The sequence below is a fragment of the Neorhizobium descurainiae genome (genome assembly GCF_051400715.1).
GTDB lineage: Bacteria > Pseudomonadota > Alphaproteobacteria > Rhizobiales > Rhizobiaceae > Neorhizobium.
Map to the genome: position 1 here is coordinate 389,747 of NZ_JBLFFK010000004.1, position 16,539 is coordinate 406,285.

General features: G+C 62.3%; 14 protein-coding genes. 13 read left to right on the forward strand and 1 reads right to left on the reverse strand.

All coding sequences use genetic code 11. The features are described 5' to 3' along the window. Positions 1–7 precede the first annotated feature (7 nt). Positions 8–2,161 carry a thiamine pyrophosphate-dependent enzyme gene (locus tag ACMGE0_RS10790; protein WP_436815840.1) on the reverse strand — a complete coding sequence of 718 codons (2,154 nt, stop codon included), beginning with the start codon at positions 2,159–2,161 and terminating at the stop codon, positions 8–10. A gap of 331 nt (positions 2,162–2,492) precedes the next feature. On the opposite strand from ACMGE0_RS10790, the gene ACMGE0_RS10795 reads away from it, so the two are divergent. The 13 genes from ACMGE0_RS10795 (at position 2,493) to ACMGE0_RS10855 (ending at position 16,403) form a co-directional block, all read left to right on the forward strand. Continuing rightward, positions 2,493–4,028 carry an ABC transporter substrate-binding protein gene (locus ACMGE0_RS10795; RefSeq protein WP_436815841.1) on the forward strand — a complete coding sequence of 512 codons (1,536 nt, stop codon included), beginning with the start codon at positions 2,493–2,495 and terminating at the stop codon, positions 4,026–4,028. A 164-nt stretch (positions 4,029–4,192) separates the two neighbouring features. Continuing rightward, complete coding sequence (locus ACMGE0_RS10800; RefSeq protein ID WP_436815842.1) at positions 4,193–5,200, forward strand: ABC transporter permease; 1,008 nt, start codon at positions 4,193–4,195, stop codon at positions 5,198–5,200. Next, entirely contained in the window at positions 5,193–6,089 is an 897-nt protein-coding gene (locus ACMGE0_RS10805) for an ABC transporter permease (protein WP_436815843.1), read from the forward strand. Before ACMGE0_RS10800 ends, ACMGE0_RS10805 begins: the two co-directional genes overlap by 8 nt. Next, on the forward strand, positions 6,086–6,946 hold the full coding sequence (locus ACMGE0_RS10810) for an ABC transporter ATP-binding protein (RefSeq protein ID WP_436815844.1): 861 nt from the start codon (positions 6,086–6,088) through the stop codon (positions 6,944–6,946). The genes ACMGE0_RS10805 and ACMGE0_RS10810 overlap by 4 nt, the downstream gene beginning before the upstream one ends. Beyond that, entirely contained in the window at positions 6,946–7,773 is an 828-nt protein-coding gene (locus ACMGE0_RS10815) for an ATP-binding cassette domain-containing protein (protein WP_436815845.1), read from the forward strand. The genes ACMGE0_RS10810 and ACMGE0_RS10815 overlap by 1 nt, the downstream gene beginning before the upstream one ends. A gap of 114 nt (positions 7,774–7,887) precedes the next feature. Then, positions 7,888–10,233, forward strand: coding sequence for a bifunctional salicylyl-CoA 5-hydroxylase/oxidoreductase (locus ACMGE0_RS10820; RefSeq protein WP_436815846.1), 2,346 nt, complete (start codon positions 7,888–7,890; stop codon positions 10,231–10,233). Positions 10,234–10,243: 10 nt separating this feature from the next. Beyond that, a complete protein-coding gene (locus tag ACMGE0_RS10825; RefSeq protein ID WP_436815847.1) occupies positions 10,244–11,041 on the forward strand; it encodes an SDR family NAD(P)-dependent oxidoreductase in 798 nt (265 codons plus the stop codon). 43 nt (positions 11,042–11,084) lie between these two features. Continuing rightward, entirely contained in the window at positions 11,085–11,531 is a 447-nt protein-coding gene (locus ACMGE0_RS10830; RefSeq protein WP_436815848.1) for a cupin domain-containing protein, read from the forward strand. Between the two features lie 57 nt (positions 11,532–11,588). Continuing rightward, positions 11,589–12,437, forward strand: a complete 849-nt coding sequence (locus tag ACMGE0_RS10835) for an enoyl-CoA hydratase family protein (protein ID WP_436815849.1) — start codon at positions 11,589–11,591, stop codon at positions 12,435–12,437. Then, positions 12,437–13,612, forward strand: coding sequence for an acyl-CoA dehydrogenase family protein (locus ACMGE0_RS10840; protein ID WP_436815850.1), 1,176 nt, complete (start codon positions 12,437–12,439; stop codon positions 13,610–13,612). Before ACMGE0_RS10835 ends, ACMGE0_RS10840 begins: the two co-directional genes overlap by 1 nt. A gap of 7 nt (positions 13,613–13,619) precedes the next feature. Then, the gene (locus ACMGE0_RS10845) at positions 13,620–14,051 is read left to right on the forward strand and encodes an acyl-CoA thioesterase (RefSeq protein ID WP_436815851.1); all 432 of its coding nucleotides are present in this window, start codon (positions 13,620–13,622) and stop codon (positions 14,049–14,051) included. Next, complete coding sequence (locus ACMGE0_RS10850) at positions 14,029–14,424, forward strand: RidA family protein (protein WP_436815852.1); 396 nt, start codon at positions 14,029–14,031, stop codon at positions 14,422–14,424. The genes ACMGE0_RS10845 and ACMGE0_RS10850 overlap by 23 nt, the downstream gene beginning before the upstream one ends. Before the next feature lie 5 nt (positions 14,425–14,429). After that, positions 14,430–16,403: a 3-hydroxyacyl-CoA dehydrogenase NAD-binding domain-containing protein gene (locus ACMGE0_RS10855; protein ID WP_436815853.1), complete on the forward strand. Its 1,974-nt coding sequence runs from the start codon at positions 14,430–14,432 to the stop codon at positions 16,401–16,403. The last annotated feature ends 136 nt before the right edge of the window (positions 16,404–16,539 follow it).

Below are 16,539 nucleotides of genomic sequence, written 5' to 3' on the forward strand. Positions count from 1 at the left end.
CCTATCCTCAATCCGCAAAAACGACGCGGCCGGCGGCGCGGCGAGCCTGCAGCCAGCCGATCACCGCATTGCGCATGCGGGAGACGAACCTGTCCCAGCCGGTCGGGTTATGGATGACATCGGCGCGATAGAAGGACGGACAGAGGACGGCCGCTTCCGAAACCTCGCCGCAATTGCCGCAGCCGACGCATGAATTGTCGATCGCCGCAACCGGATCGTCCTTGAGCGGATCGTCGGTGTGCTTCACCGAAAGCGACGGGCAGCCGGAGAGCCGGATGCAGGCATGATCGCCCGTGCAGACATCCTCGTCCACGCCGAAGCGTTCCTTCACCATGCGCTTGCCGTCCTTCACCGCCTTGGCGAATTGCGGCTTCACGCGACGCTGCTTGTTCAGCATGCATTCGGAAGAGGCAACGATGATCTTCGGCCCCTTTTCCTTGGTCGTCAGCGCCTCCTTCAGCGTGTCGCGCATCTTCGCGACATCATAGGTGCGGTCGATCTGGCGCACCCAGGTGGCGCCGATGCCCTTCACCGCATTGACGATGGAATTGTTCGTCTTGCGGTTCGGATTGATGGCCCGGGACGACAGGATGTCCTGCCCGCCGGTCGCCGCCGAATAATAGTTGTCGACGACGAGAATGACGCCGTCCTGCTTGTTGAAGACCGCATTGCCGACCGACGTCGCAAGGCCGTTGTGCCAGAAGCCGCCGTCGCCCATCACGGCGATGGAGCGTTTCCCGGCCTCGACGTTGAAAGCCGAAGCCGAGGCCGGGCCGAGGCCGTAGCCCATGGTCGTGCCGCCGATGTTGAAAGGCGGCAGGATGGAGAAGAGGTGACAGCCGATATCGGCCGAGACGTGATGCTCGCCGAGTTCCTTCTCGACCAGCTTCATGGCCGCAAAGATCGGCCGCTCTGGACAGCCCGTGCAGAAACCGGCCGGACGCGCAGGCACCACTTCGGCAAGCGCCCTCACCTTCGGATCGTTGAGGATGGGCGTCGGGTCCGGCACCGGCGGCTGGTTGCCGAGCAGCATCCGGTCATACATCTCGATGAAGGCCTTGAGGCCCTTCATCATAACGGGCGCGGTATATTCCCCGCCGAGCGGCAGAATGTCCTTGCCGTGCAGCTTGGTCTGGATATCGCGGCGGCGCATCAGGGTGTGAAGGGTCTGCTCGATGTATTCCGGCGCCCCTTCTTCCACCATGATGACGGCCTTCTTGCCGATACAGAAGTCGACGACCTCGTCATCGATTGTCGGATAGGCGACGTTCATCACGTAAAGCGGGATCGACGAATTGCCGTAGACATCCGCAAGGCCGAGTTGCTGCAGAGCGCGCATGACGCCATTGTACATGCCGCCCAGCATGATGATGCCGATCTCGCCTTCTTCCGGACCGAAGAACTCGTTGAGCTTCCTTTCCTTGATGAAGTTGACGGCGGCCGGCCAGCGGCGTTCCAGCTTGTCCTTTTCATGGATGAAGTTCGCCGGCGGCAGCACGATGCGGTTGACGTCGCGGACAGGATTTTCCAGCGCCTGCTTCAGCGTATAGGCGGGCCGCTTGTTGTCCTTGGCTACGAACTGGCCGTGGACGTGACAGGCGCGGATACGGACCTGCAGCATGACCGGTGTGTTCGAGGCTTCCGAAAGCTCGAAACCGTCCTCCACCGCCTGAACAATCGACGGCAGGTTGGGCCGCGGATCGAGCAGCCACATCTGCGACTTCATCGCAAACGCATGGCTACGCTCCTGCATGATCGAGGAGCCCTCGCCGAAATCCTCGCCGAGGATGATCAGCGCGCCGCCGTTCACGCCGCCGGAGGAAAGGTTCGAGAGCGCGTCCGACGCCACATTGGTACCCGCCGTCGACTTCCAGGTCACGGCACCGCGCACCGGGTACATGACGGAGGCGGACAGCATGGCTGCGGCGGCGGCCTCCGACGCCGAGGTCTCGAAATGCACGCCGAGATCCTCCATCACGTCCTTGGCGTCGGCCAGCACGTCCATCAGATGCGAGATCGGCGAACCCTGATAACCGCCGACGTAGGAAACGCCGGATTGGAGCAGCGCCTTGGTGATTGCGAGGATGCCCTCGCCGCGGAAAATATCGCCTTCCCCAAGCTTCAAATCTTGCACTTCGCGGGCAAAAGATCGTTCGGCCATGGCAGTTCCCCTTTTGCCTTTCCGGCTTCAAGTTCCAAACATTTGCAAAAGCATATTTTCTGCGTGACGCGTTTGTCAATTCACAATTACCTGCGGGGGTGACCGGCTTATTGCAGCCCTCCAAAGGCGCTTCTCCAGAAGCCTCTAAGTATCATTTTATATGCTTATGCATATTATTGGATGCTCTCCACCGCGAAAGTCGCTCGCTTTGGTTACAAATAATCCTTGCCGCCGTTCAGCACTTATTTTAACGTTCAACCATTCAACAAGCGAGCCCGACACGGACTGCCTGTCCGCAAGTTCGGCCGAGTGGGAACAATGGAGTTAGATCATGATGACGCTCTCTCGGCGCCAGGCCTTGAGTCTTGGCGCGGCCACCTTTCTGACAGGCATATTTTCCGGACGTAATACAGTTTTCGCGCAGGACAGCTCGACGCTGACGATTGCCTATAACGTCAACCTGCCTTCCTTCGACCCGACGGTCGGCCCTTCTGCCGTCAATCCGACGATCCAAGCGATCTACCGCTCGATCTTCGACCAGTTCATCGGCCAGGGTCCTGACCTTTCCTTTCAGCCGGGACTTCTCACCGCCTGGGGCTGGAACGACGACAAGACGCAGGTCTGGATGGACGTGCGCGAGGGCGTCAAATGGCATGACGGCTCCGATTTCACGCCGGAAGACATCGTCTGGTCGCTGGAACGTGCCGCCAGGCAGGAGACCGGCAATCCGATCCAATTCGTCTGGTCGACCGCCGGCAACTACAAGATCGACGGCAAGCGCATCACCGGCGACGTCAAGCAGTTCGACCCGACTTTTTTTAAATGGATGGCTTTCCTGACCGGCTACGTCATGCCGAAAGCCTATTATGAAAAGGTCGGCGCCGAAGGCTTCGAGAAGAAGCCGGTCGGCACCGGCCCCTATATGTTCGACGCTTACGAAGGCAATGCCTTCCTGCGCCTCAAAGCCAATCCGAACTATTATGGTGGCAAGCCCGCTTTCGATACCGTCATCTTCAAGTTCGTGCCGGATGCGACGAGCCGCGTCGCTGAGATCGAATCCGGCTCCTCCGATATCACGCTCGAAATCCCCTATGAGGAATACGACCGCCTGAAGGAAAAGGCGGGGCTGAAGGGCGTCGCTGCACCGATTTCCGACATCGGCATGATCTTCATCAACAATATCGACGCGATGCTCGACAAGAACGTGCGTCTCGCCGCCCATCACGCCATAGACAAGAAGGCGATCGTCGATCGGCTGCTGAAGGGTTACGGCGTGCCGATCGACACGCTCGAGGCACCGGAATACGATGCCTACGATCCATCCATCAAGGTCGGCTACGATCAGGCGAAGGCAAAGGAACTCCTCGCCGCTTCCGGTTATTCCACCGACAAGCCGGTGAAGTTCAAGATCCAGACGACGCGCGGCTTCAAGCCGAAGGATTACGAAATGATCCAGGCGATCGTCGGCATGTGGCGCCGGGTCGGTATCGAGGCGGAGATCGAAGTCTACGAGATCGCCAAGCATTACGAACTGCGCGCCGCCGACCAGCTGGCACCCGCCGCCTTCTACAACTGGGGCAACGCGATCGGCGACCCGACCACCTCGACCGGCTTTGCGATGTTCGGCCCCTCGCCGCATTCGGTCTGGAACACGGATGACCTCGACAACATGATCATGCCGCTCTGGGGAGAAAAGGACGAGGAGAAGCGCATCGACGGCTGGAAGGCGGTCAGCAAATATATTGCCGAACAGGGCTATGTGATCCCGCTGCTGCAGTATGTCCAGCCGATCGTCTATAAGGACAAGCTGAAGGTCGTGCCGATCGTCTCCGGCGCCCTGCAGCCGACCTTGGTGTCGAAGGCCTGATTGGCGGATTGCCCCTCGCCCCAACCCTCTCCCCGCACGTGGGGCGAGGGAACGTGCCAAACTCGCGGCCGCGATGGAACACGACGGCGCGGCACATCCTTCTCCCCGCTCGCGGGGCGAAGGTGGCGGCAGCCGGATGAGGGGCACTAAATCCAGGAATGCAGATGATCGCCGTATCCATCCTCAACAGACTGATCATGGCGGCGGTGACGCTGTTCGGCGTTGCCGTGATCGTCTTCGTGCTCCTTCGCGTCGTACCGGGCGATCCGGTCGCCATGATGATCGCGCCGGGCGCGAGTCCTGGCGACATCGCCGCCCTGCGCGCCAAATACGGCCTCGACCTGAGCTTGCCGGCGCAATTCGGAGTGTGGCTTCAGGCAGCGCTGGTCGGCGATTTCGGCACGTCGATCTCGCTTCGTCGTGATGTTCTGGAACTGCTGCTTGGACGCCTCCCCGCCACACTCGAACTCGCCTTCGCCGCCCTCATCGTCGCCCTGGCTGTCGGCGGCGCGGTGGCGGTCATCGGCACGCTCTTCCGCCGCACGCCGCTGGAGCCTGCAATCGACGCGACGAACGGCGTGCTGCTTGCGGTGCCGGATTTCGTCTGGGCGCTGGCGCTTGTCCTCGTGCTCGGCGTCTTCATTCCAGTCTTTCCGCTCTCCGGCCGCATCGACCCGACACTGTCGATCGATTTCCTAACCTCATTTTACCTGCTCGAAAGCCTGGTGCGCCTGCGCTTCAATGTCTTCCTCGATGTCTCGGCCCATATGGTCATGCCCGTGCTGGCGCTCGCTCTACCGCTCGCCACCGTCGTCACCCGCATCCTCAAGGAAACGCTGCTGGAGGCAATGGTGCAGGACTACGTTTTGCTGGCGCGGCTGAAAGGCATGTCGGAAACCCGGCTCGTGCTGCAGGAGGCGCTCCGCAATGCCGTAGGGCCGGCGCTGTCGCTGACCGGCGTGCAATTCACCTTCCTTGTGGGCGGTACGGTCATCGTCGAACGCATCTTCGCCTATCCCGGTATCGGCAACATGGCGATCGATGCGGTCATCAACCGCGATCTGCCGCTGATCCAGGGCCTCGTGCTGATCTTCGGGGCGATCTTCATCGTCATCAATCTCGCCGTCGATCTTCTCGCCGTGGCGCTTAATCCCAGGCTACGCCATGGCTGAACCCGTCACCATCGCCGTCCAGACAACAAAGCCTCGTCCCGCACCGTCGCGATCGAGAAGCCTACTCACGGAGCCGAAAGTGCTACTCGGCGGCAGCTTTATCCTGCTCCTCATCGTCATCGCAGTGTTCGCGCCCTGGATTGCGCCGAAGGACCCGCTGGAGCAGGATCTCATGCTCGGCTCTCTGCCGCCGGTATGGCTCGACGGCGCGGAACCCGGTTACTATCTCGGCACCGACGACCTTGGCCGCGACGTGCTCTCCCGCCTGCTTCACGGCAGCAGGATCGCACTGTTCGTAGCCTTCGTTTCTGCAAGCCTCGCAGCGCTGATCGGCACCGTGCTTGGCCTGCTCGCCGGCTGGTATGGCGGTTGGACGGACCGGATCATTTCGCGGATCGTTGACATCTGGATGGCCTTCCCGCCCGTTCTTCTGTCGATTCTGCTCGTCGCGGTCTTCGGCTCCGGTGTGCATTCCGTCATAGCCGCGATCGTTATCATCGACTGGACCCGCTTCTGTCGCGTGGTGCGCGCCGAAACATTAGCCCAGGCGCAGCTCGACTACGTGACCGCCGCCCGCACGGTCGGCTTCCCGCGCATAAAAATCCTGACGCGGGAAATCTTTCCGAACGTCGTGCCGGTGCTGATCGCGCTGGTCAGTCTCGAAATGGGTATCGCCGTCGTGGTCGAGGCGATCCTTTCCTTTGTCGGCCTGTCGGTGTCCTCAGACACGCCGACCTGGGGCGGCATGATCGCGCAAGGGCGCCAGCTCATCCATCATGCCTGGTGGTTGCTCGTCGCGCCGCTTGGCCTGCTCTTCGCCACGGTCCTCGCCTTCAACCAGCTCGGCAGCGGCCTGCGCCGGGCGCTCGATCCGGTGCTCAGGCGATGACGAAAACCCTGCTCACCGTGACCGGTCTTTCCGCCGTCTCCGATCGCGAAGGCGGCATGCCCGTGCTGCGCGATGTCGGTTTGACGCTGGAACAAGGCGAAGTGCGCGGTCTCGTCGGCGAAAGCGGCGCCGGCAAATCGACCATCGCCAAGGCGATCCTCGGCATCCTGCCGCGCACGGTGCGCGTCACCGGCGGCCGGATCGATTTCAAGGGCCGCGATCTGCTGGCAATGAAGCCGCCGGAACTTCGCGGCATCATGGGATCGGAAATCGCGCTTATCCCGCAGGACCCGCAGACGGCGCTCAATCCCGCCCGCCCGATCGGGGCACAGCTCGCAGACGGCCTGAGGCTGAAGCGCGGCATGTCGGCCAAGCAAGCCGAAGCTCGCGCGCTGCAACTGCTCGCCGACGTGCAGATCCGCGATCCGGATCGGGTGATGAGGAGCTTCCCGCACGAACTCTCCGGCGGCATGCGACAGCGTGTGCTGATCGCCGCGGCCTTCGCCATCGAGCCGGAATTGGTCGTCGCCGACGAGCCGACGACTGCGCTCGACGTGACCGTGCAGAAGGAAATCCTCCGCCTTATCCGCCGCATGCAGGAAACCCATGGCACCGGTGTGCTGTTCGTCACCCACGACCTCGGCATTGTTGCGCAGATCTGTGACAGCGTCACGCTCCTCTATGCCGGCAAAGTCGTCGAGGAAGGGCCTGTACGCACCGTGCTCGGAAGCCCGCAGCACAATTACACCAGGGCGCTGATCGCCGCCGGGCCACGTTACGACCGGCCGGATGCCGGACTGGAGCCCGTGCCGGAAGCCGTCTTCCACGAACTTCGCCGGGAGATCGGGATCAGCTGATGGAGAGCAACCTTCTCACCGCCACCGGTATCGAAGTCACCTATGGCAAGCGTGCCGGCCTGTTCGGCGTCACGCCCGCGACCCCGGTCCTGCGCGGCATCGATATTCGCATCGGCCGAGGCCGGACCGTCGGCATCGTCGGCGAATCCGGTTCTGGAAAGACGACACTCGGACGTGCTCTGCTGCGCCTCGTCGATGTCTCCGCCGGCAATATCATCTTCGACGGCAAGGACATAACCCACATCCCGGAAGGCGAGATGCGGCCGTTGCGCCGGCGCATGCAGATGATCTTTCAGGACCCGATGGCCTCGCTCAATCCGCGCCATACGATCCGCCGCATCCTCACCGGTCCGCTCCTGCTGCACGAGTTGGCGAGCGATACGGCTTCGGCGCTGGAGCGAGTAAGATCCGTCCTCGAACGCGTCTCCCTGCCCATCGCCTGCCTCGACCGCTACCCGCATGAGCTTTCCGGCGGTCAGCGCCAGCGTATCGGCATTGCCCGTGCCGCGCTGATGCGGCCGGATTTCGTGCTGGCCGACGAGATCGTCTCCGGGCTCGACGTCTCCACTCAAGCGCAGGTGCTGAGACTGCTGAAGGACCTTACACGCGAGCTCGGGCTTGCCATGGCATTCATCAGCCATGATCTCTCTGTCATCCGCGCCGTCTGCGACTATGTCTATGTACTGCGGCTCGGAAAGATCGTCGAGGAAGGTCCTTGCGAGCAGGTTTTCGCAAGGCCTTCCGCCGCTTACACCCGCGCGCTTCTCGACGCCATCCCGCTGCCCGAATACGATCCGGGCTGGCTGGAGCGAAAAAGCGAAGCGTGAAGAGGCGGTCCGATAAAAGCCATGTCGAGGGAATTATCCGCTTGACGCTTTGATCAAACGCCATATAGTTTAAACTTAAAATAATGAATGATAGAACGTCAGGAGGACTAGGATATGCGCATCGTCTGTATCGGTGGTGGTCCCGCGGGTCTTTATTTCGCGCTCCTGATGAAGAAGTTTCATCCCGAGCATTCGATCTCGGTGGTCGAGCGCAACCGGCCCTATGACACGTTCGGCTGGGGCGTGGTTTTCTCGGACGCGACGATGGTCTCCATGCGGGCCTGGGACCCGGAAAGTGCGGCCGAAATCGAGGATGCCTTCAACCATTGGGACGATATCGAGCTGCTCTTCAAGGGTACGCGCCAGCGCACGTCCGGGCATGGCTTCGTCGGCATCGGCCGCAAGAAGCTTCTGAACATCCTGCAACGCCGATGCGAAGCACTTGGCGTCGAACTGGTCTTCGAGACGGAGGCCAACGGCGACACGGATTATCCGGATGCCGACCTGATCATCGCCTCCGACGGCTTCAATTCGAAGGTCCGCAACCGCTATCCGGACGTTTTCGAACCGGATCTCGTCGTCCGCCCGAACCGCTATATCTGGCTCGGCACCAACAAGCTCTTCGACGCCTTCACCTTCGATTTCCGCAAGACGGAGCACGGCTGGTTCCAGGCGCATATCTACAAGTTCGACGACAAGACCTCGACCTTCATCGTCGAGACGACCGAAGAAGCCTATGAAAAGCACGGCCTCGGCGAGATGGACCAGCAGGGCTCGATCGACTTCTGCCAGAACCTCTTCTCGGAAGTGCTGGAAGGTGCCGAGCTGATGACCAATGCGCGGCATCTGCGTGGGAGCGCCTGGCTGAACTTCAACCGGCTGATCTGCGGCAAATGGAGCCATTTCAACGGCAATTCTCATGTGGTCCTGATGGGCGACGCCGCCCATACCGCACATTTTGCGATCGGTTCCGGCACCAAGCTCGCGATCGACGACGCGATCGAACTCACAAACCAGTTCAACAAGCTGGGGCATACGAAAGACAAGATTCCGGCAGTCCTCGAAACTTATGAGGAAATCCGCCGCGTCGACGTCGCCCGCATTCAGAACGCGGCCCGCAACGCGATGGAGTGGTTCGAGGTGGTCGGCCAGCGTTATGCCGATACGCTGGAGCCGGAGCAGTTCATGTATTCCATGCTGACCCGCTCGCAGCGTATCAGCCACGAGAACCTGCGCCTGCGCGATCCGAAATGGCTTGAGGGTTACGAACGCTGGTTCGCCAAGAAGAACGGCCTTGATGTTAGCGGCAAAGGCCGCACCCTGCCGCCCATGTTCACGCCCTATTCGCTGCGCGAAACCCATCTGCCGAACCGCATCGTCATGTCGCCCATGGCGATGTATTCCGCCAAGGACGGGCTGATGGACGATTTCCATCTCGTCCATCTCGGCTCCCGCGCACTCGGCGGCGCCGGCCTCGTCTTTGCGGAAATGACCTGCGTCTCGCCGGATGCACGCATCACCCCCGGTTGCCTTGGCCTCTGGAACGACGAGCAGGCGGCGCGCTGGAAACGCTTCGTCGATTTCGTGCATGACAATTCCGCCGCCAAGGTGGGCATCCAGCTCGGCCATGCCGGCCGCAAGGGCAGCACCAAGGTCGCCTGGGAAGGGATCGACCAGCCCTTGGAGGAAAGCGGCTGGCCGCTGATCTCGGCTTCCGCGATCCCCTATCTCAAAAACAGTCAGGTGCCGAAGGCGATGGACCGCACCGACATGGACCGGGTGAAGGCCGATCACGTACGCGCCGCGAAATACGCCGCGGAAGCCGGTGCCGACTGGCTGGAGCTGCACTGCGCCCACGGCTATCTGCTGTCGAGCTTCCTCTCGCCGCTGACCAATATCCGCGCCGACGAATACGGCGGCAGCCACGAGAACCGCGCCCGTTATCCACTCGAAGTCTTCAAGGCGATCCGCAAGGTCTGGCCGGAGGACAAGCCGATCTCGGTGCGCCTTTCCTGCCACGACTGGTTCGAGGGCGGCAACACGCCGGAAGACGCCGCACTCTTTGCCGGGATGTTCAAGGAGGCCGGCGCAGACCTGATCGATTGCTCGTCCGGCCAGGTGTGGAAGGAAGAAAAGCCGGTCTATGGCCGCCTCTTCCAGACGCCCTTTTCCGACAAGATCCGTAACGAGATCGGCATTCCGACGATTGCCGTCGGCGCGATTTCGGAAGCCGATCATGCCAATTCGATCATCGCCGCCGGCCGCGCCGATCTCTGCGCCGTCGCCCGTCCGCATCTCGCCGATCCCGCCTGGGTGCTGCACGAAGCCGCAAAGATCGGCCTGACGAACATTCCGTGGCCGAAGCAGTATTATTCCGGCAAGTCGCAATACGAGACAAACCTCGCCCGAGCCGCGGCAGCCACTGCCGCACCCGCACCCGGGCCGGCAGTGGCGAAGTAAGGAAGGCGTCATGAGCGAAGCGACTTCGGCCAGGCTTGCCAATCGCCATGCCCTTGTCACCGGCGCGGGCTCAGGCATCGGCGCGGCGATCGCAACGGCGCTGGTCGAGGCCGGGGCGCGCGTGACATTGGCCGGCCGCCGGGCCGGGCCTTTGGAGGCGCTGGCGAAGACGCTTGGAACCGACAGGGTCTGCGTTGCGGATGGCTTCGACGTGACCGACGAGATCGCCATCGACAACGGCTTGAAGACGGCGCGCGCTGCGTTCAGCCCGGTCGACATCCTGGTGAACAATGCCGGAGAAGGCCCGAGCGCGCCCTTTGAAAAGACCTCGCCTGACATGTGGAACCGGGTGATCTCCGTGGACCTCACCGGTGTCTTCCTGGTGACCCAGGCCGTGCTGCCCGATCTCAAGTCCTATGGCGCGGGTGCCCGCATCATCAACATCGCCTCCACGGCCGGACTGACGGGCTATGCCTATGTCTCGGCCTATGTCGCCGCCAAACACGGCGTCGTCGGCCTCACCCGGTCGCTGGCACTCGAACTGGCGAAAACAGGCATCACCGTCAATGCCGTCTGCCCGGGCTTCACCGATACGCCGCTGATCGCCCGCTCGATCGAGACGATCGTTGCGAAGACCGGCCGCACGTCCGAAGAGACGTTGAAGGAATTCACCAGGAGCAATCCGCAAGGACGGCTGGTGAAGCCGGAGGAAGTCGCGGACACGGTTCTGTGGCTGGCATCGCCCGGAGCGGCATCGATCAACGGGCAGGCAATCGCAGTTGCCGGGGGAGAAGTCATGACAGGCTAGTTGGCCGGGCATGAATCACGGAACGAAAGCTGGGAGACGCAAGATGGAACTGGAAAAGGGCGTTACCAAGAACGGTAGCGGATATAACGGCACCACCTGGAACATCCTGGGTCAGGTCTATTTTCCGAAGGCGGTCTGCGACGACACCTTCGCCTTTGAGACGAACAGCCTGCCGGGACAGTTCGTGCCGGTGCATATCCACCCGACCCAGGACGAGTTCATCCTTGTGCAGGAAGGCGAACTCGATCTGAAGCTTGATGGCCAATGGGTCAAGGCAAAGGCCGGAGATCTGGTCCGCATGCCGCGCGGCGTTCCTCACGGCTATTTCAACAAATCCGACAAGCCGTGCCGGGCGCTCTTCTGGGTCTCGCCGGCCCGCAAGCTTCCGGAGCTTTTCGGGGAGCTGAGCGACATGACCGACGTGGAGGAAATCGTGAAGGTTTCCGCTGCGCACGAGGTGGATTTCCTGCCACCCTCGGCCAACGACTAATACACGGAAGATGCGTCACGGCCACCTGACAAGGCGGCCGGCCGGCGACGGGAGGAAATGAGCATGAGCGACGTGATGAGAGAAATGAGACGCAGCTTTCGCGATTACCGGCCCAGGCATTTCCTCTGGGAAGTGAGTGAAAACGGCCGTGTCGCGACAATCCGCCTGAACCGGCCGGAGCGCAAGAACCCGCTGACCTTCGAAAGCTATGCGGAACTGCGCGATCTCTTCCGCGATCTCGTTTATGCGTCCGATATCCGCGCTGTCGTTCTGACCGGCGCAGGCGGTAATTTCTCCTCCGGCGGTGACGTCTTCGAAATCATCGAGCCGCTGACCCATATGGCGATGCCGGACCTTCTTGCCTTCACGCGCATGACGGGCGATCTCGTCAAGGCGATGCGGAAATGCCCACAGCCGATCGTGGCCGCCGTCGATGGCATCTGCGTCGGCGCCGGCGCGATCCTCGCCATGGCCTCCGACATGCGGCTGGCGACACCGGCAGCCAAGACCGCGTTTCTCTTCACCCGTGTCGGCTTGGCCGGTGCGGACATGGGCGCCTGCGGGATACTGCCTCGCATCATCGGCCAGGGCCGCGCCGCCGAACTGCTCTTCACCGGCCGTTCCATGAGCGCCGAGGAGGGGCAGGCCTGGGGCTTCTACAACGCCCTGCATACGGCCGAGGAGGTCGAGGCTGAGGCGATCAAGCTCGCCCATTCGCTGGCCGACGGTCCGTGGTTTGCGCATACGATGACCAAGACCATGCTGAACCAGGAATGGGCCATGGGCATCGACGAAATGATCGAATCCGAAGCCCAGGCCCAGGCAGTCTGCATGGCGACCAAGGATTTCCGCCGCGCCTTCGAAGCCTTCGCCGAGAAACGCAAGCCGGTCTTCGAGGGCAACTGATGGCGACGCCCACGACCCTCAAAGGTCCGAGTCGGGATTTCCTCGACTGGCCGTTTTTCGACGAGAGCCATAAGGCGCTGGCCGATAAGCTCGACGCCTTCGCGGCCTCGGGCGCGCTGTCGGCCATCGACCATTCGGATACGGACGGCGCCTGCCGCTCGATCGTCAAGGCGCTTGGAAAAGCCGGCCTGCTGGACGCCGCCACCGGCGCCGGCGGCAAGGAACCGATCGATTCCCGCGCCGCCTGCCTGACCCGCGAAGCGCTCGCCTGGCATGACGGGCTCGCCGACTTCGCTTTCGCTATGCAGGGCCTCGGCACCGGCGCGATAGGCTTGTCCGGATCGGAGGAACTGCGCCGCACGGTGCTGCCGAAGGCGCAGTCCGGCGAATGGATTTCGGCATTCGCTCTGTCCGAGAAGGAAGCCGGCTCGGATGTCGCAGCCATGGCCTGCGCCGCGCGTAAGGACGGCGACCACTATGTTCTCGAAGGCGAAAAGACCTGGATTTCAAACGGCGGCATCGCGGACGTTTATACAGTTTTCGTCCGCACCGGCGAGGCACCCGGCACGCGCGGTATTTCCGCCTTTGTGATCTTCGCCGACGATCCGGGCTTCTTGATCGCCGAACGGATCGACGTGATCGCCCCGCATCCGCTGGCGACGATCCGCTTCGAGAATTGCCGCATCCCCGCCTCGCGCCTGCTTGGCAGCCCCGGCGAAGGCTTCAAGATCGCGATGCGGACGCTCGACATCTTCCGCGCTTCCGTTGCAGCCGCGGCCCTGGGCTTTGCCAAACGCGCGCTAGACGAAGCGGTCGTTTATGCCAAGGCGCGGCCGATGTTCGGCAACCACCTTTCCGACCTGCAGCTCACCCAGGCCGCATTCGGGGACATGGCCGCACAAATCGATGCCGGCGCGCTGCTCACCTATCGCGCGGCCTGGCGTCGCGACGTGCAGGGTCTGCCGACCACCAAGGAAGCCGCCATGGCCAAGATGGTCGCGACCGAAAATGCCCAGACGGTCATCGACCGCGCCGTGCAGATTTTCGGCGGCCGCGGCGTGAAGAGCGGCGAGATCACCGAGAGCCTCTATCGGGAAATCCGGGCGCTGCGCATCTACGAGGGCGCAACGGAAGTGCAGAAGCTCATCATCGCCCGCGAACTTCTGAAGACGTGAGGCGATCATGGCTTACACCACGTCCCGCCGCTTGAACTTCGGAGATTGCGACCCTTCCGGCATCGCCTACTTCCCCTCCTACCTCAACGTTCTCGTCGGGGTTTACGAAGAGTTCTTCAGGGCGATCGGCTTTGCCTGGCCGGAAATGATCAATGAACGGAAAGTCGGCCTTCCGACCGTGACTCTGGATCTGACCTTCAAAAGTCCCGGCTTCCACGGCGACATGATGAATTTCACCGTCAGGGTCGTCCGGATCGGCAACAGCTCGGTTGACCTCGAACACGAGGTAAAGGCGGGCGACCGGTTGCTCTGGACTGCGAAGCAGCGATTGGTCGCCACCTCCCTCGAAACACACAAGGCCTGTCATTGGCCGGACGATATGCGCGCAGCGCTCACACAGCATTTGGAGAAGAAAGATGCACATGATTCTGCAGCCTGAAGGCTGGGCCAAACCGATCGGTTACGCCAACGGCGTCGCCGCCACCGGCCGCCAGGTCTTCGTCGGCGGGCAGATCGGCTGGAACGCCCAGTGCCGGTTCGAAACGGACGATTTCGTTGGCCAGGTGCGCCAGACGCTTTTAAACGTCGTAGCCGTGCTGGCAGAAGCCGGCGCAAGGCCGGAACACGTCACCACGATGACCTGGTATTTCACCGACAAGGCCGAATATCTCGACAATCTGAAGGGCATTGGCCAGGCCTATCGCGAGGTCATGGGCAAGCATTTTCCGGCCATGGCAGCGATTCAGGTCGTGGCATTGGTGGAAGACCGCGCCAAGATCGAGATTCAGGCAACCGCCGTCATTCCGGATTGAAGACCATGAGCGAGACGACCGCATTTTCCGCAACGGTTTCGGCCCCAAGTTCGGCTACGGCCCGGAACGGGATCCTGGTCGTCACGATCGACAACGCCCCGGTCAACGCGACATCCGCGGATGTCCGCGCCGGGCTTGAAAAAGCGCTTTTCCATGCGGAGGCGGCAGCCGATGTGACGGGCGTCGTCATCACCGGCGCCGGCAAGACCTTCATCGGCGGCGCCGATATCAAGGAATTCGGCAAGCCGGCCATCGAACCGACACTGCCCGCCGTCATCGAGAAGATCGAAACGCTCTCGAAGCCGGTCGTTGCGGCGCTCAACGGCGCTGCACTCGGCGGCGGGTTGGAATTGGCTCTTGCCTGCCATTATCGCGTCGCTTCCGCCGCCGCCCAGGTCGGTCTGCCGGAGGTGAAGCTTGGCATCGTGCCGGGTGCTGGCGGCACGCAGCGTCTGCCGCGCCTGATCGGTATTCCGGCAGCGCTCGATCTCATCGCCTCCGGACGTACCGTGAAGGCCGAAGAGGCCTTCTCGCTTGGCATCGTCGACGAGATCGTTCCGGGTGCACTTGTGGAAGCCGCCGTTTCGGCCGCACTGAAGCTCGTCGGCGAACCGCTCCGCCGCGCAGGTGAATTGACCGTCGCCACGGCCGATCCGGCCGAAATCGAAAAGTCCTCGGCAAAGATCCTCGCCAAGGCGCGCGGCCAGAGGGCACCGGCCGAAGCCGTGCGGCTGGTTACCTCCTCGACCCGTCCCTTCGCGGAGGGCTTGGCAGACGAGCGCGCCACGTTCCTCGCGCTCCGCGACAGCCGCGAGGCGGCGGCATTGCGACACGTCTTCTTCGCCGAACGTGAATCCTCCAAGGTCGAGGGCCTGGAAGGCGTCGAGGCTTGCCCGGTCTCGACGATCGGCATCTGTGGCCTCGGCTTGATGGGAAGCGGCATCGCGGTCGCGGCGCTTAGCGCCGGATACGCGGTCATCGGACTCGACCAGACGCCGGAAGCCGCAGAGAAGGGCCGGGAACGCGTTATCGGTCTGCTGGAGCGCAGCGTCGCATCAGGCCGCCTCGATCAAACCGGTTTCGAAGCCCAGAAAGCCAAGCTCTCGGTGACCGCATCGGACGCCGATCTCGCTTCCTGCGACCTTGTCATCGAAGCGGTTTTCGATGATCTCGCCGTCAAGACCGATCTTTTCCGGCGCCTCGACAAGGTTGTCCGGATGGATGCGGTGCTGGCGACCAATACCAGCTATCTGAACCCGGACGAGATCGCCGCCGCGACCGCCAACCCGGAACGGGTCCTCGGCCTGCATTTTTTCTCGCCCGCCCACGTGATGCGCCTGCTGGAAGTCGTGCGTTGCGCCGAGACAGCACCGGATGTATTGGCGACCGGGCTCGCCGTCGCCAGGAAGCTGCGGAAACTGCCGGTCGTGACCGGCGTCACCGAAGGCTTCATCGGCAACCGGATATTCTCCGCCTATCGCCGCGAGGCGGAATTCCTGCTGGAGGACGGCGCCCTGCCGCACGAGATCGATGCCGCACTGGAAGACTACGGTTTCCCGATGGGGCTCTTCGCCGTCTATGACATGGCAGGGCTTGAAATCGCCTGGGCGCGCCGCAAGCGGCAGGCCTCCACCCGCGATCCCTCGGCCCGTTACGTCGAGATTGCCGATAAGCTATGCGAGGCAGGCCGCCTCGGCCAGAAAGCCGGCCGCGGCTGGTACGCCTATCCCGAGGGCAAGAGGACGATCGATCCTGAAGTGACCGCGATCATCGGAGCCGCCCGCGTCAGGAAGGGCATCACGCCGCGCGCTTTCTCCAAAGACGAAATTCTTCGACGCCTGCTGGATGCCATGGCGGCGGAAGGCGAGGCTTTGCTCGCCGAAGGCATCGCCGCCCGGCCGGGCGATATCGACCTTGTGATGATCAACGGCTACGGCTTTCCCGCCCACAAGGGCGGACCAATGTTCGCCAGGAACTGAGCCGCAAGCTCTTTTTTGTGAAATAACTCATTGAATATCTTATATACCCCCTTCATCCGACGCGAGCGGGAGGATGACGGCTGCCTGCATATTTGCTTCCTTAAAAGAGTTTCGCTCATTTGATCAAACATGCTTG